The sequence below is a fragment of the Marinibacterium profundimaris genome, assembly GCF_002210095.1.
Taxonomy (GTDB): domain Bacteria; phylum Pseudomonadota; class Alphaproteobacteria; order Rhodobacterales; family Rhodobacteraceae; genus Marinibacterium; species Marinibacterium profundimaris.
In genome coordinates this window covers 678,660-705,314 of the sequence record NZ_AQQR01000002.1, presented here as the reverse complement: position 1 = coordinate 705,314, position 26,655 = coordinate 678,660, and the positions used below count along the sequence as shown (strand labels likewise).

Sequence of the window (26,655 nt, the reverse complement as noted above, 5' to 3'; positions counted from 1 at the left end):
CCTACTCCGCCGCCAACGGCATCTGGTCGCCCTCGAACCCGACCGCCGCGATATCCGCGATCACCCGGCGCATCAGCGTCTTGAACGCCCCGTAGCGCGCGTTCGGGCGGATCCGGCGTTCGTCCATGTAAAGCGCGCGGTCGATCTCTATCTGCACGGCGTGCTGGTTCCGCGATGGCCGGCCGTAGGCCTGTGTCACATAGGCCCCGGCGAAGGGCGCATTGCGGGCCACCAGGAATCCGGCGCTGGTAAAGGCCTCCTCGATCCGGTCCACCACGTCGCTGCTGGCGGCCGCGCCGAACCGGTCGCCCAGCACGATCTCGGGCCGGCGCATCCCCTTGCGGGTGATCCCGTCCATCGCCTCGTGCGGCATCGAATGGCAATCCACCAGTATCGCCTGCCCGAACCTTTGGTGAGCCTCCGACAGCAGACCCTGCAGCGCCAGGTGATACGGCCGCCAGTAGCGGTCGATTCGCATCCGGGCCTCTTCCATCGAGATCTTGCCGCTATAGATCGCCCGCCCGTTTGCAACCACACGGGGAATCACCCCCAGGCCCGAGGCCACCCTTGGATTGTGTCCCTGCTTGCGCGCACCCAGCACCAGCGCCGGGTCCAGTTCGTCCGCCGAGCGATTCAGATCCACGTAGGCCCGCGGCACCCGCGCCGTCAGCAACGGCGCGCCGAATTCCGCCGCCGGCGCAAAAAGCTGATCTACAAAGGCATCTTCCGAGGTTCTGATGGAATGTTCGTCAAGAACGGAGCGGGCGACGAAGGTTCGAGGGTAGGTTCGCGACGAATGGGGCGAGGCAAACACGACACAGGAAGACCGCACATGCGGCATCAGGACATCAAATGCAGGATTGGACATCGGCGCTCCTCATGACGCACACCATAGACCGGAATCTTCCTCCGCCAAAAGGGTCTTGCACCTCTCAACGACTTCTTTTATACGCCCTCCACCGGCGCGGTCATCCGCGCCCCGTTTGTTTCTCGGGGCAGTATGACACGCAGGTATTCATGGGCGGTTAGCTCAGCGGTAGAGCACTTCGTTGACATCGAAGGGGTCACAAGTTCGATCCTTGTACCGCCCACCATGAATTCACCGTCTTGTCAGGGCCCCGGCCCTCACAAGGCACCCGCAACCCTGGCGCCCTTCGCAGGCCGCGCCGAACGACAGGAGAGAGGCCATGAAGGTCAAGAACTCGCTCCGCTCGCTCAAGAACCGGCACCGCGACTGCCGGGTCGTGCGGCGCAAGGGGCGCGTCTACGTCATCAACAAGACGCAGCGCAAATTCAAAGCCCGCCAGGGCTGAGCCTTATACGGTTCACGCGAACATCCGTTCCACAAGCCGCGCCTCAGGGCGCGGCTTTCTTTTTGCCCGACCCTGTCCGGACGCGGGAAGACCCTGACAGGGACTGCGCAATATCCCTCACCATGTTCAACCCTGCCGTGCGATGATCCTTGATTTCCTTACGATATCCGCACATCCTCTCACACATGGGAGGTTTCACGAAAATCGGAAACTCGGACCATCTGAATGACCGGATCGCGCGCTGTCTGAGGGATCTCAGGCACCGGGCAGGTTGGTCGCTGGACGAACTCACGGATCGCTGCGGCGTTTCGCGGGCCACCCTGTCGCGGCTCGAACATGGTGAGGTCAGCCCGACGGCCCATGCGCTGGCCCGCATCGCCGAGGCCTACGACATGCCGGCCTCGCGCCTGGTCCGCCTGGCCGAGGCGCAGGCGCCCCAGGTCCTGCCGCGCGATTCGCAATCTGTCACCAGCAGCAGTGTCGAAGGCACCGAACTGCGCAGCGTCTCGCCAAATCGCGGCGGCTTCTTCGCCGAGGTCTGCGAAGGCGCCCTGCCCCAGCATGCCGAGCTGAGCGTGCCCGGCACCCCGGGCGACGAGATTCACATCGTCGTTCTCGACGGCCGGCTGGAGGTGACCATCGACGGCATCGCCCATGACCTGCGCAAGGGCGACAGCCTGCGCTTTCACCTCGACGGGCCGGCCATGCTGCGCGGCGGCGCCAAGCGCGCGACGCGCTTCATGATCTTCCTGGCCTGATCCGCCGGGTCAGCCCCCCCTGGGCCGCGCCCGCCTTAGACCAATGGCGCAGGCGCAGGCCCTGTTTTGGCCCTTTTCCCCCGTCGCGGTTTCCGCCAGTTTGGCCCCACTTCGAAAGGACCAGACGCCCATGCCGGACATCCGCCTTGTCGCCGCCCGCAGGATCATCACCATGGATACCAACCGCCCCGAGGCCGCCCAGGTCGCGGTCCGCGACGGGCGCATCCTGGCGGTGGGCGGCGCGTCCGGGGCGCTGAAGGACGTACCCGGCACCCTGTCCGGCCAAGAGGCACCTTTGGCATGACCCGTCTGCCGCTTACCGTCATCTCCGGCTATCTCGGCGCCGGCAAGACCACCCTGATCAACCGGCTGCTGGCCGAGGATCACGGGCTGAAGCTGATGATCATGGTCAACGATTTCGGCGCCATCAATATCGACGACGCGCTGATCTCGGCCCGGGGCGACGACACGGTGGCGCTGACCAACGGCTGTGTCTGCTGCACCATGGGGGCGGATCTGTTCATGGCGCTTGGCGACGTGCTGGACCGTCCCGACCGCCCCGACCACCTGGTGATCGAGGCCTCGGGCATCGCCGACCCCGCCGCCATCGCCGAGGCCGCCCGTGCCGAGCCCGAGATGATCTATGGCGGCATCGTTACCCTGGTCGATGCGCTGAACGCGCCCACGCTGCTGGACGATCCCCTGATTGCCCCCCAGGTCGAACAGCAGATCGCGTCAGCCGACCTTGTCCTGGTCACCAAGTGCGACGCGATCCCCGACGATCTTTCCGCCCGCCTGAAATCCATCGGCGCCCGGACCCCGACACTCCCGGGCGCCGCCCCGCTGGCCGATCTGCTCTTCGGCATCACGCCGCTGCCCGGCACCCGGCCCAGGGCCGCGCATCCGGCCTATGCCGCCTGGCAGCACGACAGCGACACGGTCCTCGACCGCCGCGCCCTGGGCGACAAGCTGAACGGCCGGCCCGAGGGGCTGTATCGCCTGAAGGGCTTTGTGCAGACCACCGATGGCGCCTACGAGATCCACGCCGTGGGCCGCTACCTGGAGGCCAAGCGCACGCAGGCCGCGCGCACCACGCTTGTCGGCCTCGGTCCCGCCGACCGGATCAGCCGGGACGAGATCGAAGCCTGGTGGAGCGCCTGACGCCCGGCCTTCACCCCGGAATAGATCGCCCGGAGGGCCGGCACCCTGTCAGACCGCTCTCCGCCGCCATCCGGAACCCGGTCACGCAAAGGTCATCGTCCGGCCAGCCATGTTTCCAGATCGCGATGGGCGGTTTCCAGCGTCTCGATGTTGATCGTGCGGGTCACAAGCGCCCGGTTGAGCGCGCGCACCCGCTTGTTCAGCGTCACCTCGTCGTCGAATTCCGATATGACACCCAGCTTCTCGTAGAGTGAGATAAGCCGGTTCTGCACGGTGCGCAGGGACATGCCGCGCCGCTCCGCGATCAGCTTGTCCTGCAGACCCAGCGCAAGATCGATGAGAACGTTGAACTCGCTGTCGTCCAGCCGGGTCCGAAGAGAGGTCCCGCGCCGTTGCAGGCGGTGGATTTCGCGATCCACCATGATCTGCCCTTCGACGAGGACCGCGCGCAGGGCCAGTTTCAGCCGCGCGCGCGAGGCGGTCTTCAGCACGTAGCCATAGGCGCTGTCCTCGGGCACGATATGGGCGATCCCGCGAAGATAGGCGTCATCGGCGTAGTTCGACCAGAACAGGATACGGCTTTGCGGCCGTTCGGCCCAAATGCTGCGCGCGGCCTCGATCCCGTTGCGCTGATCCATCTGCAGATCCATGACGATGGCGTCGATCTCGCCGCGCCGGGCTTCGTCTTCGCCGATGGCGCCGTTGGCCGCGTGCACGATTTCCGTGACTTCCGGCAAGGCCTCAACCAGCGCCTCCTGGACAAAGGTGGAATGGAATTGGTCATCTTCGACGATAAGGACCTTCATCCGCAATGCTCCAGCATGACACGCACCGTACATCCGGGCTGATTCAGAATGTCGATCCCGGCCGAGATCAGCCGGGCGCGGGTGCGCATATGCGCCAGCCCGGAACTGCGCTGCAGATCGGCTGGGATGCCGCGGCCGTCGTCCCGCACGGTCATGACCAGACCAGAGGTGCCCAGCGGTTCGATTCTCACCGCGATCCAGCGGGCTCCGGAATGGCGCGCGGCGTTGTTGATCGCCTCCTGTGCGATGCGGAACAGCGCGGTGCGGACGGTCGGGTCCAGCCGGTCCGGCGCGCCGTTCGTGAGATCGACGACGTCTATGTCGATCGGGTCCGCGCCGATCGCGCGTTCCAGATGCACCTGGACCGCATGCGCAAAGCCGAACAGATCCAGCAGGGTCGGAACCGCGGTGTCGATCATCCGGCGCAGGTCGTCGATGATCTCGGTGATCTGCTGCGCAAGGTCCTCGCCACCCGGGGGGGCCCCTCCGGTCACGGTCCGAAGCAGCCGGGTGAGATCGGCAAGCGTCTGGTCGTGCAGATCCATCCCGATCCGCTGCCGCTCCTGCTCCAGGGTCTGGGTCAGCTCCAGCGCGTCGCGCCGCAACCCTTCCTCGCGCGCCTCGGCCTGCTGCCCGACCTGCGCGGCACGCTGGGCCTGTTCGGCGGCATGCAGGGCATGAAAGTAGGGCGACAGCACATCGGCGACATGTTGTGCGCGCTGCACGGTATCCTGCGTGTAAAGACCGGGGGTGGAATGCGAGATGTTGAGCGTTCCGATGGGCTGGCCCATGACCTTCATCAGCACATGCACGCGCGAGCGCAGCTTGTGATTGAAGATCGGTTCGGACAGGGCGCCTTCGAAGGTCTGGCGCGGATCCTGCATCGCGTCCTGGCACAGCATGTAATCGCACTTGCCCGTGATCAGGTCGCGCAGGGGCGAGGCATCGACCCGCGTGCGGGCGCGGGACCAGCGGGTCTGGATACCGACCTCGTAGCTGGAGAGCCAACCGGGCCGGTCCTTCAGACACAGATCCGCATGGGTGAACGGGATCAGAGCCGAAATCTCGTCCGCCACCGCCTCCAGCGCCGAGGCGATGTCCGTGCGTTGGGCCAGATGCGTGGAAATGCGCATGAAGACGTTCTGCCTGGCCGGGGCCTCCGCCGCATCGGTCATGTCCCCTCTCCTCCCCCTTCGGCCGCAGCGCCGCGGTGCTGCGCGTTCCCGCAAGTTTCGCAGGCCGCCGCGGCGAAGGGAACACCCGCACGTGCAATAATCTTGCGGGAACCCGCAACAACTCTGCGGGATGGGGGCTTTACAGGGTCATGGCGAAAAAAACATCATCGCGCCATCCAGGCCCCTTCCGGGCCGGGACGCTGCGCGAAGTGTATGCGCAACAGGGAGGAAGACATGACAATTTCAAGAATGCTGCTTGGCGCGGCAAGCCTTGCGATGGCTGCCGGACTGGCCCAGGCCGAGTCCCACGCATCCGCCACCGCCGACAAACGCATTGCGCTGTCCAACAACTACGCGGGCAATTCGTGGCGCCAGGCGATGCTGCAGACCTGGGAAGAGGTCGGCGAACAGGCCGTGGCCGACGGGATGCTCGCGGCGGCCGATGCCTATACCACCGCCGAAAACCAGGCGACCGAACAGGCCGCCCAGATCCAGAACATGATCCTTCAGGGCTATGACGCCATCGTGCTGAACGCCGCCTCGCCCACCGCGCTGAACGGCGCGGTGAAAGAAGCCTGCGACGCCGGCGTGACCGTTGTCAGCTTCGACGGCATCGTCACCGAACCCTGCGCCTGGCGGATCGCGGTGGATTTCGCGGCCATGGGCGAGGAACAGGTCGAGTACCTTGCGACGCGGCTGTCCGACGGCGGCAACCTGCTGGAAATCCGCGGCCTGGCCGGCGTCTTCGTGGATGACGAGATTTCGAAGGGGATCCACGAAGGCGTGGCCGAACATGACCAGTTCGAAATCGTCGGGTCGGTCCATGGCGACTGGGCGCAGGACGTGTCGCAAAAGGCCGTGGCCGGGATCCTGCCCTCGCTGCCCGAGATCACGGGCGTCGTGACGCAGGGCGGTGACGGGTACGGCGCCGCGCAGGCGTTCAAGGCCGCCGGCCGTCCAACACCGCTGATCGTGCTGGGCAACCGTCAGGACGAACTAAAATGGTGGGCCGAGCAGCGCGATGCCAACGGCTACGAGACGTTGTCGCTGTCCATCGCACCGGGCGTGGCCTCGCTGGCGCTGTGGGTGGCGCAACAGGTCCTGGCCGGCGAAGAGGTGCCGAAGGATCTGACGGTGCCGTTCCTGAAGATCACGCAGGACACGCTTGACGACGCCCTGGCCAACACGCCCGAAGGGTCGGTGGCCAACGTGACCTATACGCTGGACGATGCCAAGCAGGTCATCGCCGACGCCAAGTAAGCCCTGGCGAGCGGGCCGCCGACACCGGCGGTCCGCCCTTACATCCTTACAGAATGGAGATCTCATGACCGATCATGAGAGTGCCCCGATCGTGTCCTTGGACAACGCGGCCAAGCATTTCGGCCCTGTCAAGGCGCTCGACGGGGTCAGCCTTGTCGTCACCCCGGGCGACTGCATCGGGCTTGTCGGTCACAACGGCGCGGGCAAATCGACCCTTGTGAACCTGATCAACGGCGCCCTGGCGCCCTCGTCGGGCAGCGTCGGGTTCTCCGGCGGGACGTCGGCGAACGAGGCCGGGGTCAGATCCGTCTTTCAGGAATTGTCGCTGTGTCCCAACCTGACCGTGGCCGAGAACCTGCGGATCTCGCACACGGCGCTGAAGGGACCGGGCTGGCGCCGTCACGCCCGGGCCGAGATCCTGCAAAGCCTCGACACGATCTTCCCGGGCCATGGCATCGATCCGATGTCCGAGGTCGACACATTGTCCATCGCCGAACGCCAGATGGTCGAAATCGCCATCGGCTTCGCCCCGCGCGGGATGGCGGCGCGGCTTGTCATTCTAGATGAGCCCACGTCCTCTCTGGATGCGGGCATCGCGGATCAGCTTCTGGAGCATATCAAGCAATTCTGCGCGAAAGGCGGCGCTGTGGTCTTCATTTCCCACATGATGGGCGAGGTCTTCGAGGTCGCCAGCCGGATCGTCGTCCTCAAGGATGGCCGCATCGTCGCGGAACGCGACGCGGCCGATTTCACCCGGCAGGGGCTGGTGGACGCGATGGGCCACGTGACCGCCGAGGCGGCGGACACCGCCGGGACCCGGCAGGAGTTCGGGCCCGAGGTCGTGCGCACCGAACAGGGCCTCACGGCGCGCAAGGGCGAGATCGTGGGCCTTTCGGGGCTGGCCGGACACGGGCAGGCGGCCGCTCTGGCGCGGCTGTACCTGTCGCGGTCGTCCGCCTTCCGCCCCGGCACATCGCCCGAGGTGGTCTTTGTCGCCGGCGACCGGCCGCGCGACGGGGTGCTGCCGCTCTGGTCGATCCTGCGCAACATCTCGATTTCCGTGCTGGGCCAGGGCGCCCGGCACGGCCTTGTGGATCGCGACGCCGAAGCCCGGATCGCCGATCAGTGGAAGACCCGGATCGGCATCCGCACCGACGACGTGACGAACCCGATCCTGTCGCTGTCGGGCGGCAACCAGCAGAAGGTGCTGTTTGCCCGGGCGCTCGCCTCGCCCGCGCCGGTGGTGATCATGGACGACCCGATGCGCGGCGTGGACGTGGGCACCAAGCAGGACGTCTATGCCATGATCCGCGCCGAGGCGGCGCGCGGCCGGACCTTCCTGTGGTATTCGACCGAAACCGAAGAGGTCTGCCAATGCGACCGGGTCTTCGTGTTCCGCGATCACGAGATCAGCGCCGAACTGACCGGCGCCGACATCACCGAGGAAAAGATCCTCGAAGCGTCCTTCGTGCTTGAGGAGGCATCATGAGCTTTCTTGCCCGTCACAGGATCATCCTGCCGGTCGTGTCGCTGACAGTTCTGCTGGCCGCGACGTTCTACATGCAGCCCCGCGCCATGAGCTATTTCGGGCTGAACCTTCTGTTCAACCTGGCGGTGCCGATCGCGCTCGCGACGATCGCGCAGATGATGATCATCATGGTCAACGACATCGACCTGTCGCTCGGGGCCTTCGTCAGCCTGGTCGCCTGTGTCACGGCCACCATTCTCAACGATACGCCCGCGCTCGGGCTTCTGATCCTGCTGGCGCTGATCCTCTCTTATGCCCTGCTGGGCGCGGTGATCCACGCGCTTGAGATACCGGCCATCGTGGTGACGCTGGGCATGTCCTTCGTCTGGGGCGGGCTGGCGCTGTTCATCCTGCCCTCGCCCGGCGGGGCAAGCCCGGACTGGCTTCGCACCCTGATGACGGTCAAGCCGCCCTTCGCGCCCATGGCTGTCGTGGCTTCGGTCATCATCGCGCTGGTGGCGCATCTGCTGATCATCCGCTCCGGCATCGGCACCGTGCTGCGCGGCGTGGGCGGCAATGCGCGCTCCGTCGCACAGGCGGGCTGGCCGGTGATCCGGCTCAAGGCGCTGGCCTATGGGCTGGCCGGGCTTTTCGGCGTGCTGGCCGGCATGGCGCTGGTGGGGCTGACCACCTCGGCCGATGCCAATATCGCGCTGCGCTACACGCTGCTGTCCATCGCCGGTGTGATCCTGGGCGGGGGCGAATTCATCGGCGGCAAGGTCAGCCCGACCGGCGCCGTCATCGGCGCGCTGACCCTGACGCTCGCCGCGAGCTTCCTCAGCTTCCTCAGGCTGTCGTCGGACTGGCAGATCGGGGCCCAGGGGGCCGTTCTGATACTGGTTCTGACCGCGCGACTGATCTTCAGGCAGAAAGGGGCCGAGGCATGAACATTCTGACGAAACCCTGGCTGTGGTCCTGCGTGGCCGCCGCCCTGGCCTATGCCCTGATCCTTGGCCTGACCTCCGGGCGCGGTGCCGGAGAACTGGCCTATGCCGCGCTGTCCTTCGGGGCCTTTGCCGCCATCGTCGGGCTGGGCCAGATGCTGGTCATCACGCTGGGGCCCGGCAATGTCGATCTGTCGATCCCCGCGACGATGACGCTGGCGGCGACCCTGGCGCTGAAGGCGATGGGGACCGATCCGGGCACGGCGGTGCTTGGCCTTGGCATCGCGCTCGCGGTCGGCTTTGGCGTGGGCGTGGCCAATTACGCTTTGATCTATCTTCTGCGGCTGCCGCCGATCATCGCCACGCTGGCCGCCTCGCTGATCTATCAGTCGCTTGCGATCTGGTCGAACCGCGGGCTGCGGATCAAGCCTCCCGAAGGGCTGGCCGATTTCGCCACGGGGCGGTTCCTGGGCCTGCCGAACGTGACCTGGGTCGGGCTTTTGCTGGCCATTGTCGTCTGGATCGCGCTGGAACGGTCGGTCTGGGGCCGCTGGCTGCTGGCCACCGGTCAGAACATGCGCGTCGCGCGGCTTGCCGGTGTCCCGGTCGAGCTGGTGCGCGCCTCCACCTATATCTCGGTGTCCGTCTTCGCGGCGCTGGCGGGCTATCTTCTGGCCAGCTTCTCGGGCGGCGCGGCCCTGAACATGGGGGCGGAATACCTGCTGATGTCCATCGCCGTCGTCGTCATCGGGGGCAGTTCCATCGCCGGCGGCAATTCCAACGTCCCCGGCGTCTGGGGCGCGGCGCTCTTCATGTTCCTCGTCGTCTCCATGCTGAACAGCTACGGCGCGGGGGCGGGCGCGCGCAACGTCCTGACCGGGGCCATCATCATCGGCATCGTCATCGCCGCCAGCACAAGAAGGGCCCGAACATGATCACCCTGCCCGCGCATCTCGACGTCCAGGACGACCGCTTTGCCGCTCTGGTCCACCCCATGTCCCGGCTGGAGCCGATTGCCCGCGGCTTCACCTGGACCGAGGGGCCGGTCTGGTTCGGCGACCGCAACTGCCTGCTGTTCTCGGACATTCCCAGCCAGCGGATCATGCGCTGGTCCGAAACCGAGGGGCTGTCGGTCTATCGGGAAGGATCGCAGTTCAACAACGGCAATACACGCGACCCCCAGGGGCGGCTGGTCGGGTGCCGGCACGGACCCCGCGACGTGGTGCGCACCGAGCATGACGGATCGCTGACGGTTCTGGCGGATCGCTTTGACGGCAAACGCCTGAATTCGCCCAACGATGTCGTCGTCAGCTCTGACGGGGCGGTCTGGTTCACCGATCCGACCTACGGGATCATCTCGAATTTCGAAGGCTATCGCAGCACGCCGGAGCAGGAGACCCGGAATGTCTTCCGCCTGTCCCCGGACGGAGAGTTAACCGTCGTCGTCAGCGATTTCAGCCAGCCCAACGGCCTGTGCTTTTCGCCGGATGAAAAGACGCTTTACATCGCCGAAAGCGGGTCCAGCCACGATGACAGCGTTCCGGCCATCATCCGCAAGTTCGCCGTCGATGGCGCGACGCTGCGCGATGCGGGCGTTTTCGCCAAGATCGACAGGGGCCTGCCGGACGGCATGCGATGCGACAGCACCGGCAACCTGTGGTCATCCGCCGCCGACGGCGTGCATTGCTTCGATCCGCAGGGGACCCGGTTGGGCAAGATCCTCGTGCCCGAAGTGGTCTCGAACCTGTGTTTCGGCGGGGCGGACGGGCATCGCATGTTCATCACCGCGACAACATCCGTCTACTGCGTCTTCGTCGATGTCCGCGGGGCAGAGGCCTGGGTGCGCGGGCGCGGCTGAACGCGGGACCGGCAGCGGACGCCTGTGCGCAGCGGGACGGGGCGCGGGGGCCTGATCGGCAGCCGTCCAAACGGCCGGGCAGAGGGTGTCACAAACCCGCCCGAACCGCGCTCCGCCAAGGATGGGCGGTCGGAGCGCCCTACCCGCGCCGCCGCCCGACCTGCCGGCAGATCAGGATCACCGGCAGCAGCCCCACCGCCAGGATCACCAGCGACGGCACCGCCGCCCCCTCCAGCCTTTCGTCCGAAGCCAGCCGGAAGGCCTGCACCGCCAGCGTGTCGAAGTTGAAGGGCCGCAGGATCAGCGTCGCCGGAAGCTCCTTCATCACGTCGACGAAGACGATCAGCAAGGCGGTCAGAAGGCTGGGCGTCAGGATCGGCAGGTGCACCTTGCGCAGCGTCCCCAGCGGCGACTGCCCCAGCGACCGCGCGGCGGCGTCCATATTGGCGTGAACCGTGCTTTGTCCGCCTTCATAGGCCCCCAGCGCGGCAGCCAGGAAGCGCACCATGAAGGCCGCCACCATCAGCCACATCGACCCGGTGATCAACAGCCCCGTCGAAATGTCGAACCGCGCCCGCATGAAGCTGTCGAGCGCATTGTCGAAGGCCGCGAAGGGCACCAGCAGCCCCACCGCGATCACCCCGCCCGGCACCGCGTAGCCCAGCCGCGCCACATAGGCCGCGCCAAAGGACCGGCGGCCGGGGCGCATCCTCTGGTAGAACCCGATGCAGATCGCCGCCGCCAGCGTCACCACGGCCGAGACCGAGGCCAGCGTCAGGGAATTGCGCACGAAGCCAGTGTAGCGGCGGTTGAGCAGGTCCTGCTCCGACCCGATGCCCATCGTGACCAGGATCACCACCGGCAGCGCAAATCCCAGCAGGACCGGCAGAGCGCAGGCCATGCTGGCCGCTGCCGCGCGCCAGCCGGTCAGCCGTTCGGGCTGCAGGCTCATGTGCCGCCGCCCGGCGCCGTGATAGCGCGCCTCGCCCCGGCTTTGGCGTTCCAGCACCGCCAGAAGCAGCGCGAAGGACAGAAGGCACAGCGCAAGCTGCGCCGCGCCCGCCCGGTCGGCCAGGGAAAACCAGCTGGTGTAGATCCCTGTGGCGAAGGTCGGCACGCCGAAATGGGCGACCGTGCCGTAATCGGCGATCGTCTCCATCACCGCCAGCAGCACGCCGCCCGCGATCGCCGGCCGCGCCATGGGCAGCGACACCGACCAGAACGCGCCCAGATGCGTGCGCCCCAGCATCCGCGCGGCGACAAAGGCGGTTCCCGATTGCTGCAGGAAGGCCGCCCGCGCCAGCAGATAGACGTAAGGATACAGAACGAAGGTCAGCATCAGCGCCGCGCCGCCCTCGGACCGGATCTCGGGAAACCAGTAGTCGCGCGGGCCCCAGCCGGTGACATCTCGCAGGGTCGATTGCACGATGCCCGGGTGGTCCAGCACGAAGGTATAGGCATAGGCCAGCACATAGGCCGGGAAGGCCAGCGGCAGGACCAGCGCCACCTCAAGCCAGCGGCGGCCGGGAAACTGTGTCATCGTCACCAGCCAGGCCGTGCCGGCCCCGATCACCAGCGTGCCCAGGGCCACCGAGATCACCAGTTTCAGCGTGGTCAGCGCATAGCCCGGCAGCACCGTCGCCACCAGGTGCTGCACCGTCTCGGTCCCGCCGGTCAGCGCGGCCAGCACCACCGCCACCATCGGCAGCAGGCAGACCGCCGCGACGGCGTAGGCCGCGCCGCTCAGCAGGCCTCCGCCCCGCGCGGGCCGGTCGGTTCGGGGATCGGATGCGGAAAGGGTCTTGGGTGTCACGTCGGTCACGTCGGTCGCGCCTGCCGGGTCCTGGCTGAAGTGGTCTGAGTCAGGGCGCTTTGTGACGGCATTGGCGCGGCGATCCAACCTCTAACTTGCCGCATCATCGCGTCCGGGCAGGCGCTGAGGCCCGAAAGGCGGCGCCGCGGCGCTATAGATCACTGTCAGACCCGTCCCGCGCCATGGCCGGAAGCCAGCAACAGCCGGGCCGCGTCTGACAGGGGCCGGCATCCCCGCCCGGCCCCTCCCCCGCAAGACAGCCGTCAGTCGTAGCTGCGCTGATCCTCGATCACCAGCCCGTCCTTCGGCAGCGACCCGGGCGAGACGATCTCGACCGCGCCCTTCAGCTTCAGCAGCTCCGCGACCGACCGCGAGAAGGCATCGGCATCCCCGCCCGAGGCCTCGATCCGCACGGTCATCGCGTCCATCTCGCCCTCGCGGCTGGCCACGACGCGGGCCTTGACGATCTCGGCGTGGCGGTCGACCAGCGCGGCGACCTGCTCGGGGCGCACGAACATGCCCTTGATCTTGGTGGTCTGGTCGGCGCGGCCCATCCAGCCCTTGATGCGCATGTTGGTCCGACCGCAGGGGCTTTCGCCCGGCAGCACCGCGCTCAGGTCGCCGGTGGCGAAGCGGATCAGCGGATAATCGGGGTTCAGCGTGGTCACCACGACCTCGCCGACCTCGCCCGGCGGGACGGGAATGCCGGTGCCCGGGGTCACGATCTCAACGATCACGCCCTCGTCGACGATCATCCCCTCCATCGCCGGGCTTTCATAGGCGATGTTGCCAAGATCGGCGGTGGCATAGCATTGCAGGCAGGCGATGCCCCGGTCGGCATATTCCTGGCGCAGCGACGGGAACAGCGCCCCGCCGCCCACGACCGCCCGGGTGATCGCCAGCCGCGCGCCCATCTCGTCGGCCTTGTCGAGGATCACCTTCAGGTAATCCGGCGTGCCGGCGTAGGCGGTGGTCCCGATGTCGCGCGCCGCCGTCACCTGCAGCTCGGTCTGGCCGGTGCCGGCGGGCAGCACGGCGGCCCCCACGGCCCGCGCCCCGCTTTCAAAGATCATGCCGGCGGGCGTCAGGTGATAGCCAAAGCAGTTCTGCACGATATCGCCCTTGCCCAGCCCGGCGGCATGCAGGAAACGCCCCATCCGCCACCAGTCATGCTCCACCCCGCCAGGTTCATAGATCGGGCCCGGGGACTGGAACACATGGGCAAACCCCGCGGCCGGCTTGGTGGTAAAGCCCCCCAGCGGCGCGTGCGCCCCCTGCGCCCGGCCCAGATCGGCCTTGCGCAGCACCGGCAGCCGCGCCAGCGCGTCGGTGTCGGTCACGCCCGCGGCATCGACCTCCTTCAGCGTCTCGGCATATCCGGGCAGCGCCCTTGCGCGGGCCACCTGCGCCGGAAGATCCCGGGCCAGATCCGCGGCCCGCTGATCGGCATTGCGGGTTTCCAGCGCATCGAAATGGGTCATTCGCAGGGTCTCCTTTCACAGGCACCGCCCGGGACCGCGCGAGGCGCACCGGCCACGGGGCGACGAGCAGCTGCCGCCAACACCATCAGCTCAGCCACCGCTTCCGCCTCCGGTAGGACCGCACGTCGCGGAACGACTTGCGCCCCTCGTCCGACATGCCGAGATAGAATTCCTTCACGTCCGGGTTCTCGCGCAGGTCGGCGGCGAGACCGTCCATCACCACGCGCCCCGATTCCAGGATGTAGCCGTAATGCGCATAGCGCAGCGCCACGTTGGTGTTCTGTTCGGCCAGCAGAAAGGTCACGCCCTCGTTCTCGTTCACCGATTTCACGATGCGGAAGATCTGCTCCACCAGCTGCGGCGCCAGCCCCATCGACGGCTCGTCCAGCAGGATCATCTCGGGCTTGGACATCAGCGCGCGGCCGATCGCCAGCATCTGCTGCTCCCCGCCCGAGGTATAGCCCGCCTGGCTCTTGCGCCGTTCCTTGAGCCGCGGGAAATAGGAATAGACCAGCTCCAGGTTCTGCTGGATCTCGGCCTTGGACACGCCAAGCGTATAGGCGCCCGTCAGCAGGTTCTCCTCGACGGTGAGGTGTTCGAAGCAGTGCCGCCCCTCCATCACCTGGATCACGCCCCGGCGCACCAGCACCGACGGGTCGCTGTCGTGGATCGGCTCGCCCATGTAGGTGATCCGGCCCTTGGTCACCTCTCCGCGTTCCGAGCGCAGAAGGTTGGATATGGATTTCAGCGTTGTCGTCTTGCCCGCCCCGTTGCCCCCCAGCAGCGCGGTGATGCCCCCCTTGGGGACCTTCAGGCTGACCCCTTTCAGGACGAGGATCACGTGATCGTAGATCACCTCGATATTGCTGACCTCCAGCAGGGTCTCGGCCTGTGTCTGTGGCGGGGTCGATGCGTCCAGCATGATGCCGTCTCCGGGGTTCGTTCGGGCGGGTTTCGGAAAACCCCCGGCCGCGCGGCGGCGGCCGGGGAAGATCGCGTCAGTCGCAGCGCAGCTCGATGCCGTTCTCGTCGGCATAGGCCATGGAATCTTCCTCGATCAGCGGATCGACGATCTCGAAGTCAGGCTCCATGTAGTCGCTCACCAGCGTCCAGGTGCCGGCCTCGGCATCCCATTGCTGCACGGCCGCCAGCCGGGGCGAGGAATGGCTCTCGCAGCTCAGCGAAATCGCCGGGGCAAAGCCGCCGAGACCCAGCGCCTCGAACTCCTCGTCGGTCACCTCGAGCGTCTCCATCGCGTCGCGGAACTGCACCGGCGTGATCGACGCGGTGCCGGCCATCTCCTGCGCATGGCGGATCGCCTCGGCCACGACCGCAGCGGTGTAGACGCCCTTGTTATAGCCGACCTCACCCCACTTGGTGCCGTCGCCCGCGCCCTTGCCGGCGTCGATCACCTGCGTCTTGATCTCCTGCAGCGCCGGGAAATCGGTGCCCGCACCGTGGAAGGTCAGCGACTTGTAGCCGTCGGCGCCCTCGCCCACGGGCACCACGTCCGCCTCGGAGCCCGACCACCAGACGCCGATGAACTTGTCCATCGGATACCGGATGTTGGCCGCCTCCTGGATGGCGACCTGGTTCATCACGCCCCAGCCCCACATGAAGACGAAATCGGGCCGCTCGCGCCGGATCTGCAGCCACTGCGCTTTCTGCTCCTGCCCCGGGTGATCCACCGGCAGCAGCACCAGCTCGAACCCATGCTTCTCCGACAGCGCCTCCAGCGTGCGGATCGGCTCCTTGCCATAGGCGGAATTGTGGTAGACCAGCGCGATCTTCTTGCCTTCCAGGCTGCCGCCCTCCTGCTCCATCGCGTATTTCACCGCGACCGAGGCGCCGTCCCAATAGGTCACCGGCAGGTTGAAGACCCATTCGAAGACCTTGCCGTTCACGGCCGAGGTCCGGCCATAGGCCACCGACCAGATCGGGATCTGATCGGCCGAGGCCTTGGGGATCAGCTGGTAGGTGATGCCCGTGGACTGCGGGATGTAGACCAGCGCGCCTTCGCCCTTGGTCTGCTCGTAGCATTCCACGCCCTTCTCGGTGTTATAGGCGGTTTCGCATTCCAGCACGTTGATCCTCTCGCCGCCGACACCGCCGTCGCGCTCGTTGATCAGGGTCATGTAATCGGAAAACCCGTCGGCATAGGGAATGCCCGAGGGCGCGTAGGGCCCGGTGCGGTAGTTCAGCGCCGGGATCGTCAGATCGGCCAGCGCGGGCGCGGCTGCGGCCATCAGGGCCCCCAGCGCGAGCGATGCGAGTTTCAGTTTCATGTGGCGTAGTTCCTCCCGTGATTGACATGGTCTTGGGGCGGGTTGGCCCCGCCTCTGGCTTGGACGTGTACAGACTCCGGCCGGCCCTAGTGCGGGAAGGGCCAGAGCCTCAGTTTCTCCCGCGTGACGTTCCACAGCCGGGCAATGCCGTGCGGTTCGAGCACCAGGAACAGGATGATGAGCGAACCGACGATGATCAGCTGGAAATGCGCGACGATATCGGTGGGAAAGCCCAGCAGGTTCACCCCCACCAGCTTCAGGATCACCGGCAGCAGCACCAGAAAGGCCGCCCCCGCGAAAGAGCCGAAGATGGATCCCAGCCCGCCGATGATGATCATGAAGAGCACCAGGAACGATTTCTGGATGCCAAAGACCTCGCCGACCTCGACCGCGCCCAGGTAGACGGCGAAGAACAGCGCCCCGGCGATGCCCACGAAGAAGGACGACACGGCGAATGCGGTCAGCTTCGCGCGCAGCGGGTTCACCCCGATGATCTCGGCCGCGATATCCATGTCGCGGATCGCCATCCAGCTGCGCCCCAGCGTGCCGCGCGTCAGGTTGCGCGCCACGAGCCCTGTGCCCAGGCAGAAGACAAGGCAGAAGAGATAGGTCGCCCAGGCCTCGGTATGCGGACCGGTGACCGCGACGCCGAAGACCTCGCGCTCCGGCGCCGAGATCTGGCCCGAGGCCGAGTAATTGTAGAACCACGGCACCCTGTTGAAGAGCCAGACCAGGAAGAACTGCGCGGCCAGCGTCGCCACGGCCAGGTAGAACCCCTTGATCCGCAGCGACGGCAGGCCAAAGAGCACGCCGACCGCCGCCGTCACCCCGCCCGACAGGATCACGTGGATGAAGATCGACACCTCGGGAAAGGCGGTCATCAGCTTGTAGCAGGCATAGGCCCCCACGGCCATGAACCCGCCCGTGCCCAGGGAGACCTGCCCGCAATAGCCGGTCAGGATGTTCAGCCCGATCGCCGCGATGGCATAGATCAGGAAGGGCAGCAGGATCGCGTTGGCCGTGTAATCGCCCACGATGAAGGGCACCACCAGGAAGGCAACGGCCAGCACGGCATAGAACCTGTACCGGTCGAACCGGATCGGAAAGGTCTGGCCGTCGTCGATATAGGACGTCTTGAAATCGCCCGCCTCACGATAGAACACCGATCAGCCCTCCCATTGTTCCTGCGCGCGCGCGCGGGTCTTCGGATCCAGCACGCCCGTGGTCTTGGCGTAGCCCGTCGTCTCGGTATGGCGGACCAGCTTCAGGTAGGCCCAGATCCCGGTGGCCAGCCCCGCCGCGGCGAGGATCATGGCCACGACGATCTGCCCCTGGCTCAGCCCCTCGGCGGTGATGGCGAGATACCCGAAGGCCCAGAACCCGGCCCAGGCGATGACATTGACGATGGCGATCAGCTTGCTCATGTGCGAGTGGCCCCCTTTTCACCTTTGATGAAAATACCTCTGCCCACCATATCCACCCTCACACCCGTTCGATGATCTTCTCGCCGAACAGCCCCTGTGGCCGGAAGACGAGGAAGATCAGCGCCAGCACATAGGCGAACCAGTTCTGCGTGGCCCCGCCGAAGTACGGCGCACCGATGGCGAATTCGAACAGCTGCTCGCCCACGCCGATGATCAGCCCGCCGACGATGGCGCCGGGGATCGAGGTGAAACCGCCCAGCATGAGAACCGGCAGCGCCTTCAGCGCGATCAGCGACAGCGAAAACTGCACCCCCGATTTCGTGCCCCACATGATCCCCGCGACCAGTGCCACGAACCCCGCCAGCGACCAGACCAGCACCCAGATGAAGTTCAGCGAGATCCCCACCGAAAGTGCTGCCTGATGATCGTCGGCCACCGCGCGCATGGCGCGGCCTTCCTTGGTGTATTGCGAGAAGGCCATGAGGCTGACCACCAGCAGCGCGGCGATGATCGTGGCCACGATGTCGAGATTGTCGATGAAGAAGCCGTAGCCGAAGATGTTGAACGTCACCTCGTCAATCCAGAGGTTGATCCCCTGCGGCAGGCCGACATCGAGGTTCTTGATCTCGGACCCCCACATCAGGTCCGACAGCCCTTCGAGGAAATAGGCGAGGCCAATGGTCGCCATGAACAGGATGATCGGCGGCTGGTTCACGAGGTGACGCATCACGAATTGCTGCACGCACCACGCCAGCCCGACCATGACTCCGGTGGTCAGCACGATCGCCAGCAACGCCGGGATGTGCCATCCGAAATGGTGCAGGTCGGTCCCGAAGATCGCGTTGATCAGGTGCGAGAACGGCACCTGCCCGTCCATGATCCCCACCAGCGTCATCGCTGCGAACAGCGCCATGACTCCCTGGGCAAAGTTGAAGATGCCCGACGCCTTGAAGATCAGCACGAAGCCCAGCGCCACCAGCGCGTAAAGCACGCCGGCCATGAGGCCGTTCAGCGTGACCTCCATCGCGAATATCAGCTGTTCAGGCATGTGTTGTTCTCCCCCCGGCTGTCGGGACGCCGCTCGCCTGCGGCATCGCCCCCGCCCGCCATCCCGTGCTCAGTCATGCGCCACCCCCAGGTAGGCATCGATGACATCCTGGTTCCTGCGCACCTCGTCCGGCGTGCCGTCCCCGATCTTCTTGCCGTAATCCATCACCACGACCCGGTCGGACAGGTCCATCACAACCCCCATGTCATGCTCGATCAGCGCGATCGTCGTGCCGAACTCGTCGTTCACGTCGAGGATGAAGCGGCTCATGTCCTCCTTCTCCTCCACGTTCATGCCCGCCATCGGCTCATCCAGCAGCAGGAGCTTCGGCTCCGCCACCAGCGCACGCGCCAGCTCCACCCGCTTCTTCAACCCGTAAGGCAGCCGCGACACCGGCGTCTTGCGGATCCGCTGGATCTCGAGAAAGTCGATGATCTTCTCCGCCATCTCGCGGTTCTCGACCTCTTCCTTCTCTGCCTTCCCCTTCCACAGCGCCTGGGTGAAGATGTTCTGGCTCATCTGCGTCAGCCGCCCGGTCATCACGTTGTCCAGCACGGTCATCCCCTCGAACAGCGCTATGTTCTGGAACGTCCGCGCGATCCCCTGCCGGGCCACCTCGTAGGGCTTCATCGGCGGCCGTTTCGCGCCCCGGAACCAGACCTCGCCCTCCTGCGGCACGTAGAACCCCGAGATCACGTTCAGCATCGAGGATTTCCCCGCCCCGTTCGGCCCGATGATCGCCCGGATCTCCCCCTCGCGGATATCGAACGAGATATCCTTGATCGCCACCACGCCGCCGAACCGCAGGGTGATGTTCTTCATCTCCATCACCACCCCGCCGATCTTGCGGCCATCGGTGGTCACGTATCCCTCGCTGTCATCCAGCATCGCTCATCTCCCCCTCGCGACAGATGCGGGACGGCGGGTGGGGCGATGGCCATGGGCCGAGCGCCACCCCGCCGGCCTCACTCCGCCGCCACCTTCTGTGTCGCCACCGGCACCACCGCCGCGTCCCGGATCTCAAGCGTGGCCGAAATCGCGCCCTTGCGCCCGTCCTCGTAGGTCACTTCCGTCCGCGTGCTGACACTTTTCGATCCGTCGTAAAGCGCGGCGATGATATCGGCGAACTTCTCCTCGATGATCCGCCGCCGCACCTTGCGGGTCCGGGTCAGCTCTCCGTCGTCCGCGTCCAGTTCCTTGTGCAGCACCACGAAGCGATGCACCTGGCAGCCCGACAGCATCGTGTCCTCCGCGACCGACCGGTTGGTCTCCTCCACATGGTCCTGGATCGTCGCCAGCACCTGTGGATGGCCTGCCAGCTCCTGGTAGGAGGAATAGCCGATGTTGTTCCGCTCGGCCCAGTTGCCCACCGCCGCCAGGTCGATGTTGATGAAGGCCACGCATTCCTCGCGCCCGTTGCCGAAGACCACCGCCTCCAGGATGTTGGGATAGAACTTCAGCTTGTTTTCCACGTACTTTGGCGCGAACAGCGACCCGTCCGCCATCTTGCCAACGTCCTTGGCCCGGTCGATGATCCGCAGATGCCCCGTCTCGGGCTCGATGAAGCCGGCATCGCCCGTCGCCACCCAGCCCTCGGCATCCTTCGTTCCGGCCGTGCTCTCGGGGTTCTTGTAATATTCCACGAAGACCCCGGGCGAGCGGTAATAGACCTCGCCGTTCTCCTCGATCTTCAGCTCGACCTTGGGGCAGGGCACGCCCACGGTGTCCGACCGAACCTCGCCATCGGGCTGCGCGGTGATGAAGACCGTGGCCTCGGTCTGCCCGTAAAGCTGCTTCAGGTTGATCCCCAGCGAGCGGTAGAACTCGAAGATCTCGGGCCCGATCGCCTCGCCCGCGGTATATCCGACCCGGATCCGCGTGAAGCCCAGCGTGTTCTTCAGCGGGCCATAGACCGTCAGGTTGCCGATCGCGTATTTCACCCGGTCCATGAAGCTCACGGGCCGCCCGTCCAGCACCGCTGTGCCGACCTTGCGCGCATGCGCCATGCCCCAGTCGAACAGCCGCTTCTTGAACGGCGTCGCATCCTCCATGCGGATCATCACGTTGGTCAGCTGACCTTCAAAGACCCGCGGCGGCGCGAAGAAATAGGTCGGCCCGATCTCGCGCAGGTCCGACATCATCGTGTCTTCGCTTTCGGGGCAGTTGACGCAAAAACCGTTCCAGTAGGCCTGCCCGACCGAGAACACGAAATCCCCGACCCAGGCCATCGGCAGATACGACAGGATATCCTCGCCGCTGGTCAGGTGATCGAATTCAGACGAGAACCGCGCGCTTTCGATGACATTGCGGTTCGACAGCACCACGCCCTTGGGCCGCCCGGTCGTGCCCGAGGTATAGAGCATCACGCAGATGGTGTCATAATCCAGCCGCGCCCGCCGCCGGTCCAGCTCGGGCGTCAGCTCGTCCTTCGCCGCGCGGCCCTGGTCCTGGATATGGGCGTAGTCGTGCAGGGTCGTATGATCGTATTTCCGCATCCCGCGCGGATCGAGGTAGATCAGGTGTTCGAACTGGTGCAGCTGGTCCTGAACCTCGATCACCTTGTCGACCTGCTCTTGGTCGCCGGCGATGATGAACCGCGCGCCGCAATGGCCCAGCACATAGGCCATCTCCTCGGCGCCCGCGTCCTGGTACAGCGGCACCGGCACCGCGCCGACCATCTGCGCCGCGACCATCGCCCAGTACAAGGGGGGCCGGTTGCGCCCGATGATGGCGATGAAATCGCCCTCGTTCACGCCAAGGTTGAGAAACCCCAGCGCCAGCGCCTCGACCTCCTCGGCGGTCTCGCGCCAGCTCCAGCATTGCCAGATGCCGAATTCCTTCTCGCGATAGGCGGGCTTGTCCGCCATCTGCTGGGCATTGCGCGCAAGCAGCGCCGGAAACGATTGCAATCCGGTCTGCGCCCCTGGCTGAGCCATGGCCGTTCCCCTCCTCCCCTGTCGAACCCGTCACCGGGCCCTCGCCGCGAAACATCATTTCGTTTTCTGTCGGCTGTCCGATGTATCCGAACCAAAGCTTTCCTGATGTTTACCCAATCCTAACCAATTGTAACAACCCCTGACCGATGTCAGGTATTGCCGCCACCGGCCCTTGCGCGCCATTTCGGGCAGGCCTCTCGCTGGCGTCGCGCAGGCGGGGCGCCGGAACGTCACGCGGACATCGGCCCGGCGCCCCGGTGACAAGCCCCGCGCCCGGCGCCATGATGCGCCCTCAGGACGAGGAGGAGCCGCGCCCCGTGTCGCCAGACCGCACCGAGCAGAAGACCAATGCCCTGGCCACCGCCGGGCTCAACCTGATCGCGCAGGCGCTGTCGATCTACGATGCCGACCTGCGGCTGGCGCTGTCCAACCGGCGGTTCCAGGTGATGTTCGACCTGCCCGATGCCCTCGTCGCCCCCGGTGCCCGGTTCGAGGACACGATCCGCCACCTTGCCACCACGGGCGAATACGGCCCCGTCGAAGATATCGAGCGTTTCGTCGCCGTCCGCGTCGAACAGGCCCGCGCATTCGCCCCGCATTACATGGAACGCACCCGCTCCAACGGCCGCACCATCTCGGTCGAGGGGGCGCCTCTGCCGCAGGGCGGCTGGGTCACCGTCTATACCGACATCACCCCGGTGAAAGAGACCGAACTGCTGCTCCGTGCCCGGTCCGAAGAGCTGTCAGAACGCCTCGTCGCCCATACCGAGGAACTGTCGCAGACCAACCGCAAGCTGGCCGCGACCAATGCCGCGCTGGAAGAGGCGCAGCGCGAACTGACCGAGATCGAGGCCCGCACCCGCCTCACGACCGAGATGATGCCGGCCCATATCGCCCATGTGGACCGCACCGGCCATTACACCTATTCCAACCAGCGGCTCTCCCGCGTCCTGCCGGGGAGGCCCTCGACCATCCTCGGCATGCATATCTCCGACGCGCTCGGCGCCTCGGCCTTCGCCGCGATCGAGCCGCACCTGGCCCGGGCCTTCGCCGGGGCCGAATCCCTGTTCGAATTCACCGATGCACTCAGCGAGCGCCGCATCCGCGTGGCCTTCACCCCCGACGAGTTCGGCGGCGTCTACATCCTGTCGATGGACATCACCGAGGAAACCCAGGCCCGCGTCGCCCTGCAGCAGGAACGCCGCCGCGCCATGGCGGCACAGCTGACCTCGGGCCTTGCGCATGATTTCTCGAACCTGCTGACCATCATCCTCGCGATGCAATCCAAGCTGGAACGCCAGGACCTGACGCCCGAGGCGGCCGGCATGGTCGAGGCCACCAAGGCCGCGGCGCGGCGCGGCGGGCGCCTGCTGAACCGGATCGCCGACATGACCGGCCCCGCCGCGCTGCGGCCCGAACCGACGGACCTGCACCAGCTGCTGCAGGACCTGAAGATCCTTGCCGACCCCGCCCTGCCGCAGGGCGTCGGCCTGTCGGTGGTCGACATGATGCCCGGCGGGCGGGTCATGCTGGATCCGGGGCGGCTGCAGGATTCGCTGCTGAACCTGGTCCTGAACGCCCGCGACGCCTGCGGCCTGAACGGGCAGGTGGCGGTGTCGGCCCATCTTGCCGGCGACGCCTGGATCGAGATCTCGGTCACCGATACCGGCCCGGGCTTTTCGCCCGACGCGCTGGCCCGGGCGCTGCATCCCTTCTTCACCACCAAGGGCGGCGAAGGCTCGGGGCTGGGCCTGCCCATGGTCTACGACATGGTCAAAAGCACCGGCGGCCGGCTCGACCTGTCGAACACGCCGACCGGGGCACGGGTCACGATGCGCCTGCCCCACCGCCCCGCGCCCGACCGGCCCGAAGGTCTGGTCCTGCTGGTCGAGGACAACGCCGATCTGCGCACCTCGGTCCGCGAAATGCTGACCGAACTTGGCCTCGCGGTGATTGAGGCCGGGGCCGTGGCCGAGGCCCGCGCGCTGGCCGAAAGCCTGTCCGGCATCGCCTTCGTCCTGTCGGACCTGCGGCTGGCGGGCGAGGAAACCGGGCTCGACCTGGCCGAGACCGCAACCGCCACCGGCGCGCGGCTGCTCTTCATGACCTCGCTGCCGCAGGACGATCCGCTGCGCCGCGCCGCCGCCGCGCGGGCGCCTGTCCTGGCCAAGCCCTTCACCCGGAACCGCCTGGCCCGCGCCCTGATCGGCGAGGCCGCCGCATGAGTCCCGCGCCCCTCACCCACCGGGTTGCGGCTCCGCGCGGCGACAGGCATCACCGGCCCGCATCCCCACCCGCCCGGATCCAGCCCCGAAAGACCGCCCCATGACCGCCCCCCTCGTCATGATCCTCGACGACGAACCCGCCATCCGCGAGGTCCTCGCCGACGCGCTGGAAGAGGCCGGGTTCCGCACGCAATGCTTCTCGCGCGCCGCGCCCTTCGAGGCCGCGCTCAAACGCACGCCCCCCGCCGTCTGCCTTGTCGACCTGTCGCTGCCCGACACCGACGGGCTGGCGCTGGTGCACCGGCTGGCGCTGGAACAGGGCGCCGTGGTCATCATCATCTCGGGCCGCGCGCAGGTGCATGACCGGGTCACCGGGCTGGAACTGGGCGCCGACGACTACATCACCAAACCCCTCGAACCGGCCGAGGTCGTGGCCCGCATCCGCGCCCGCCTGCGCTCGGGCCGGGCGCCGCAATCCGGCGGCCAGACCGCGCGCTTCAACGGCTGGACCGCCCATTTCGACCGTTACATCCTCGAAGACAGCGGCGGCTGCGAAACCCCGATCTCGCATGCCGAGGGCGAGGTGCTGCGGCTGTTCCTCGACAGCCCCAAGCGCCTGATCTCGCGCACCCAGATGCAGGAAAGCCTGGGCGGCGCCGCCGGGGAAAGCTTCGACCGCGCGATGGACGTCCGCATCTCTCGCCTGCGCCAGAAACTGCGCGAGGATCCCAAGAACCCCCGCCTGATAAAGACGATCTACGGCGCCGGCTACATCTTCCTGGGCGACGTGGACTGGAGCTGAACCGCCTCAGCCCAGCCGGTTCACCGCATCTGCCAGCACCTTCAGCCCGGTCACAAGGTCATCCTCGGCGGTGTCCTCGGCGAAATCGTGGCTGATCCCGCCGATCGACGGCACGAACAGCATCGCCACCGGCATGTGCTGCGCCACGTTGGTGCTGTCGTGCAGAGCGCCCGACGGCATCTGCCGCCATTTGCCCGGCGCCACCGCCTCGGCCGCGTCGCACAGCGCGCCTTTCAGCCTGGCATCCATCTCCACGGGCTCCAGCCCCAGCATCTTGCCGAATTCCAGCCCCAGGCCGCGTTCTTCGGCGACCTCGGCGGCGGTGTCGCGGATGATCGTCTCCATCCGGGCCATCCGCTCGATCTCGGCATCGCGCCACTGCATGGAAAACACCGCCTTGCCCGGCACCACCGAAGAGGCGTTGGGGTGCAGGCTGACATGCCCGTTGGTCCAGACCGTGGCCGGCGTGACCACGTTGCGGAACCGGTCGTTGATCCTGGCCACAAAGCTCGCCACCGCCTGAAAGGCATCCTTGCGCAGATGCATCGGCGTGGTGCCCGCGTGGTTCTGCTGGCCGTCGAAGGTGATCGTCATGTTGCGGATGCCGACGATGTCGGTGACCACGCCGATCCCGTCGCCCTCGGTGTCCAGCCAGGGGCCCTGCTCGATATGCATCTCCATGAAGCCGGTGAACCGCGACGGATCCACCGGCCCGCTCACCCGCTCGCCCAGCGCCTTGCGCGCCTCGGCCAGCGTCACGCCGTCGGTGTCGGTCAGCCTGTCGGCGGCCTCCTGGCTCATGTGGCCGGACCAGACCGCGCTGCCCGTGGTCACGCCGAACCGGCCCTCTTCATCCTCGAAGGACACCATCGACACCGCCGGCCCGCCGGCTTCCTTCGCCGCCCGGGCGATCTCGAGCGCCGCGATGACACCCAGCGCCCCGTCCAGCCAGCCGCCCTCGGGCTGAGTGTCGGAATGCGACCCCAGCAGCAGCGACGGCCCCTCGGCCAGCCCGAAGAGGTTGCCCATCTCGTCGACCTTCGGCGTAAGCCCGGCGGCCGCGATCTGCCCGGCCAGCCAGTCGCGCGCCTCCAGGTCGGGGGGCGTATAGGCCCGGCGCACGACACCCTTGCCGGTGCCCGACGCGCCGAAACTGCGCAGCTTGTGGAGGTCGGCAAGGAAACGGTCGGGTTGGACGGCAATGGTCATCGGGGGCCTCTCTTCGGGTCTTGCGGGCTCGGGCGGCGGCCGGGCTCTGGCCGGGGATCCGGTCCCGACCGGCAGCCTCAGGCCGCGTCATGTCACGTAACGTCACGGGACCGGCTTAGCCCGGCCCGGCGCACAGGGCCATAGCCTGACCCAGATCCGCCCCGATCTCAACCGCGCGGCACAGGGCAGCGCCGCCAGGGCAGGCATTCGGCCCGCCCCCGGCGTGCGTCGCTCCGGCCCGTGTCAGCCGGTGCCAGCCCGTCACATCTTCCGCAGGTAGGCAAGCGACACATAGCCCTTCAGCCGCCGCGCCCGGTCCAGCGAGACGCGGCACCAGTTTGTCGCCCCGCTCTGCTGGCAATCGTGAACCTGCAGCACCGTGCCGTTGGGCAGGCCGACAATCACGACATAGCCCGTCCCCGGGCCTTCGCGCATCTTCAGCATGTCGTCGTCATCGACCCCGAAGACCTCGTATTGCCCCATGGAGGCGGCGCCGGCCGGGCCGGTGCCCAGCGTGGCGGCCGCCAGCGCGACCAGGATGGCTCTGCGCATCGGTTTCTCCTGTTTTGGTATCGTCTGCCTCGGGCCGCAGTTTACCCCGAAACCGGCGGCGTAGGAACAGCGTCGAACGCGCCTGCCGGCGCCGGTGCGCCCCGTGGCCGCATCACATCACCCCCACCCTCCCGCGC

General features: G+C 66.9%; 25 protein-coding genes and 1 tRNA gene. 12 read left to right on the top strand and 14 right to left on the bottom strand.

The features are described from left to right. Position 1: 1 nt before the first annotated feature. Positions 2–868, bottom strand: coding sequence for an N-formylglutamate amidohydrolase (locus ATO3_RS08210; RefSeq protein ID WP_088649324.1), 867 nt, complete (start codon positions 866–868; stop codon positions 2–4). Positions 869–1,019: 151 nt separating this feature from the next. On the opposite strand from ATO3_RS08210, the gene ATO3_RS08205 reads away from it, so the two are divergent. The 5 genes from ATO3_RS08205 (at position 1,020) to ATO3_RS08190 (ending at position 3,232) form a co-directional block, all read left to right on the top strand. Further along, a tRNA-Val gene (locus ATO3_RS08205) sits at positions 1,020–1,094 on the top strand. Between the two features lie 93 nt (positions 1,095–1,187). Further along, positions 1,188–1,313 carry a type B 50S ribosomal protein L36 gene (gene ykgO / locus ATO3_RS08200; RefSeq protein WP_005648635.1) on the top strand — a complete coding sequence of 42 codons (126 nt, stop codon included), beginning with the start codon at positions 1,188–1,190 and terminating at the stop codon, positions 1,311–1,313. Between the two features lie 185 nt (positions 1,314–1,498). Then, complete coding sequence (locus ATO3_RS08195; RefSeq protein ID WP_088649323.1) at positions 1,499–2,071, top strand: helix-turn-helix domain-containing protein; 573 nt, start codon at positions 1,499–1,501, stop codon at positions 2,069–2,071. A 130-nt stretch (positions 2,072–2,201) separates the two neighbouring features. Further along, complete coding sequence (locus ATO3_RS28785; RefSeq protein ID WP_158217920.1) at positions 2,202–2,375, top strand: hypothetical protein; 174 nt, start codon at positions 2,202–2,204, stop codon at positions 2,373–2,375. Further along, on the top strand, positions 2,372–3,232 hold the full coding sequence (locus tag ATO3_RS08190) for a CobW family GTP-binding protein (RefSeq protein WP_088649322.1): 861 nt from the start codon (positions 2,372–2,374) through the stop codon (positions 3,230–3,232). The genes ATO3_RS28785 and ATO3_RS08190 overlap by 4 nt, the downstream gene beginning before the upstream one ends. Before the next feature lie 92 nt (positions 3,233–3,324). Here ATO3_RS08190 and ATO3_RS08185 read toward each other — a convergent pair whose 3' ends face one another. Next, entirely contained in the window at positions 3,325–4,038 is a 714-nt protein-coding gene (locus ATO3_RS08185) for a response regulator transcription factor (RefSeq protein WP_088649321.1), read from the bottom strand. Then, positions 4,035–5,213: a sensor histidine kinase gene (locus tag ATO3_RS08180; protein ID WP_088649320.1), complete on the bottom strand. Its 1,179-nt coding sequence runs from the start codon at positions 5,211–5,213 to the stop codon at positions 4,035–4,037. Before ATO3_RS08180 ends, ATO3_RS08185 begins: the two co-directional genes overlap by 4 nt. A 234-nt stretch (positions 5,214–5,447) precedes the next feature. On the opposite strand from ATO3_RS08180, the gene ATO3_RS08175 reads away from it, so the two are divergent. From ATO3_RS08175 to ATO3_RS08155, 5 genes are all read left to right on the top strand, one after another. Further along, on the top strand, positions 5,448–6,473 hold the full coding sequence (locus ATO3_RS08175) for an ABC transporter substrate-binding protein (RefSeq protein ID WP_088649381.1): 1,026 nt from the start codon (positions 5,448–5,450) through the stop codon (positions 6,471–6,473). 64 nt (positions 6,474–6,537) lie between these two features. Beyond that, positions 6,538–7,962 carry a sugar ABC transporter ATP-binding protein gene (locus ATO3_RS08170; RefSeq protein WP_088649319.1) on the top strand — a complete coding sequence of 475 codons (1,425 nt, stop codon included), beginning with the start codon at positions 6,538–6,540 and terminating at the stop codon, positions 7,960–7,962. Further along, on the top strand, positions 7,959–8,888 hold the full coding sequence (locus tag ATO3_RS08165; RefSeq protein ID WP_088649318.1) for an ABC transporter permease: 930 nt from the start codon (positions 7,959–7,961) through the stop codon (positions 8,886–8,888). Before ATO3_RS08170 ends, ATO3_RS08165 begins: the two co-directional genes overlap by 4 nt. Further along, entirely contained in the window at positions 8,885–9,820 is a 936-nt protein-coding gene (locus tag ATO3_RS08160; protein ID WP_088649317.1) for an ABC transporter permease, read from the top strand. Before ATO3_RS08165 ends, ATO3_RS08160 begins: the two co-directional genes overlap by 4 nt. Then, the gene (locus ATO3_RS08155) at positions 9,817–10,743 is read left to right on the top strand and encodes an SMP-30/gluconolactonase/LRE family protein (RefSeq protein ID WP_088649316.1); all 927 of its coding nucleotides are present in this window, start codon (positions 9,817–9,819) and stop codon (positions 10,741–10,743) included. The genes ATO3_RS08160 and ATO3_RS08155 overlap by 4 nt, the downstream gene beginning before the upstream one ends. A 139-nt stretch (positions 10,744–10,882) precedes the next feature. Here ATO3_RS08155 and ATO3_RS08150 read toward each other — a convergent pair whose 3' ends face one another. The 9 genes from ATO3_RS08150 to ATO3_RS08110 all read right to left on the bottom strand — a co-directional run bounded on the left by ATO3_RS08150 (position 10,883) and on the right by ATO3_RS08110 (position 21,730). Continuing rightward, positions 10,883–12,445, bottom strand: coding sequence for an ABC transporter permease (locus tag ATO3_RS08150; RefSeq protein ID WP_088649380.1), 1,563 nt, complete (start codon positions 12,443–12,445; stop codon positions 10,883–10,885). Between the two features lie 374 nt (positions 12,446–12,819). Next, a complete protein-coding gene (locus tag ATO3_RS08145) occupies positions 12,820–14,037 on the bottom strand; it encodes a phenylacetate--CoA ligase family protein (RefSeq protein ID WP_088649315.1) in 1,218 nt (405 codons plus the stop codon). Positions 14,038–14,122: 85 nt separating this feature from the next. Next, positions 14,123–14,959 (bottom strand): ABC transporter ATP-binding protein, encoded by an 837-nt coding sequence (locus ATO3_RS08140; protein ID WP_088649314.1) that lies wholly within the window; start codon positions 14,957–14,959, stop codon positions 14,123–14,125. A gap of 76 nt (positions 14,960–15,035) precedes the next feature. Further along, a complete protein-coding gene (locus ATO3_RS08135; RefSeq protein ID WP_088649313.1) occupies positions 15,036–16,322 on the bottom strand; it encodes an ABC transporter substrate-binding protein in 1,287 nt (428 codons plus the stop codon). Positions 16,323–16,408: 86 nt separating this feature from the next. After that, positions 16,409–17,485, bottom strand: coding sequence for a branched-chain amino acid ABC transporter permease (locus ATO3_RS08130; protein WP_088649312.1), 1,077 nt, complete (start codon positions 17,483–17,485; stop codon positions 16,409–16,411). 3 nt (positions 17,486–17,488) lie between these two features. After that, complete coding sequence (locus tag ATO3_RS08125; protein WP_088649311.1) at positions 17,489–17,746, bottom strand: hypothetical protein; 258 nt, start codon at positions 17,744–17,746, stop codon at positions 17,489–17,491. Between the two features lie 58 nt (positions 17,747–17,804). Continuing rightward, entirely contained in the window at positions 17,805–18,794 is a 990-nt protein-coding gene (locus ATO3_RS08120) for a branched-chain amino acid ABC transporter permease (RefSeq protein WP_088649310.1), read from the bottom strand. 69 nt (positions 18,795–18,863) lie between these two features. Beyond that, positions 18,864–19,682 (bottom strand): ABC transporter ATP-binding protein, encoded by an 819-nt coding sequence (locus ATO3_RS08115; protein WP_088649309.1) that lies wholly within the window; start codon positions 19,680–19,682, stop codon positions 18,864–18,866. A 77-nt stretch (positions 19,683–19,759) separates the two neighbouring features. Then, positions 19,760–21,730 (bottom strand): AMP-binding protein, encoded by a 1,971-nt coding sequence (locus ATO3_RS08110; protein ID WP_088649308.1) that lies wholly within the window; start codon positions 21,728–21,730, stop codon positions 19,760–19,762. Positions 21,731–22,014: 284 nt separating this feature from the next. Here ATO3_RS08110 and ATO3_RS08105 point away from each other — a divergent pair, with 284 nt between their 5' ends. Both ATO3_RS08105 and ATO3_RS08100 read left to right on the top strand, forming a co-directional pair. Further along, positions 22,015–23,955, top strand: a complete 1,941-nt coding sequence (locus ATO3_RS08105) for a PAS-domain containing protein (protein ID WP_088649379.1) — start codon at positions 22,015–22,017, stop codon at positions 23,953–23,955. A 100-nt stretch (positions 23,956–24,055) separates the two neighbouring features. Beyond that, entirely contained in the window at positions 24,056–24,757 is a 702-nt protein-coding gene (locus tag ATO3_RS08100) for a response regulator transcription factor (protein WP_088649307.1), read from the top strand. A 6-nt stretch (positions 24,758–24,763) separates the two neighbouring features. On the opposite strand, the gene ATO3_RS08095 is transcribed toward ATO3_RS08100, so the two are convergent. Both ATO3_RS08095 and ATO3_RS08090 read right to left on the bottom strand, forming a co-directional pair. Continuing rightward, entirely contained in the window at positions 24,764–25,966 is a 1,203-nt protein-coding gene (locus ATO3_RS08095) for a Zn-dependent hydrolase (protein WP_088649306.1), read from the bottom strand. 261 nt (positions 25,967–26,227) lie between these two features. Continuing rightward, positions 26,228–26,518 (bottom strand): SH3 domain-containing protein, encoded by a 291-nt coding sequence (locus ATO3_RS08090; RefSeq protein WP_088649305.1) that lies wholly within the window; start codon positions 26,516–26,518, stop codon positions 26,228–26,230. Positions 26,519–26,655: the final 137 nt, after the last annotated feature.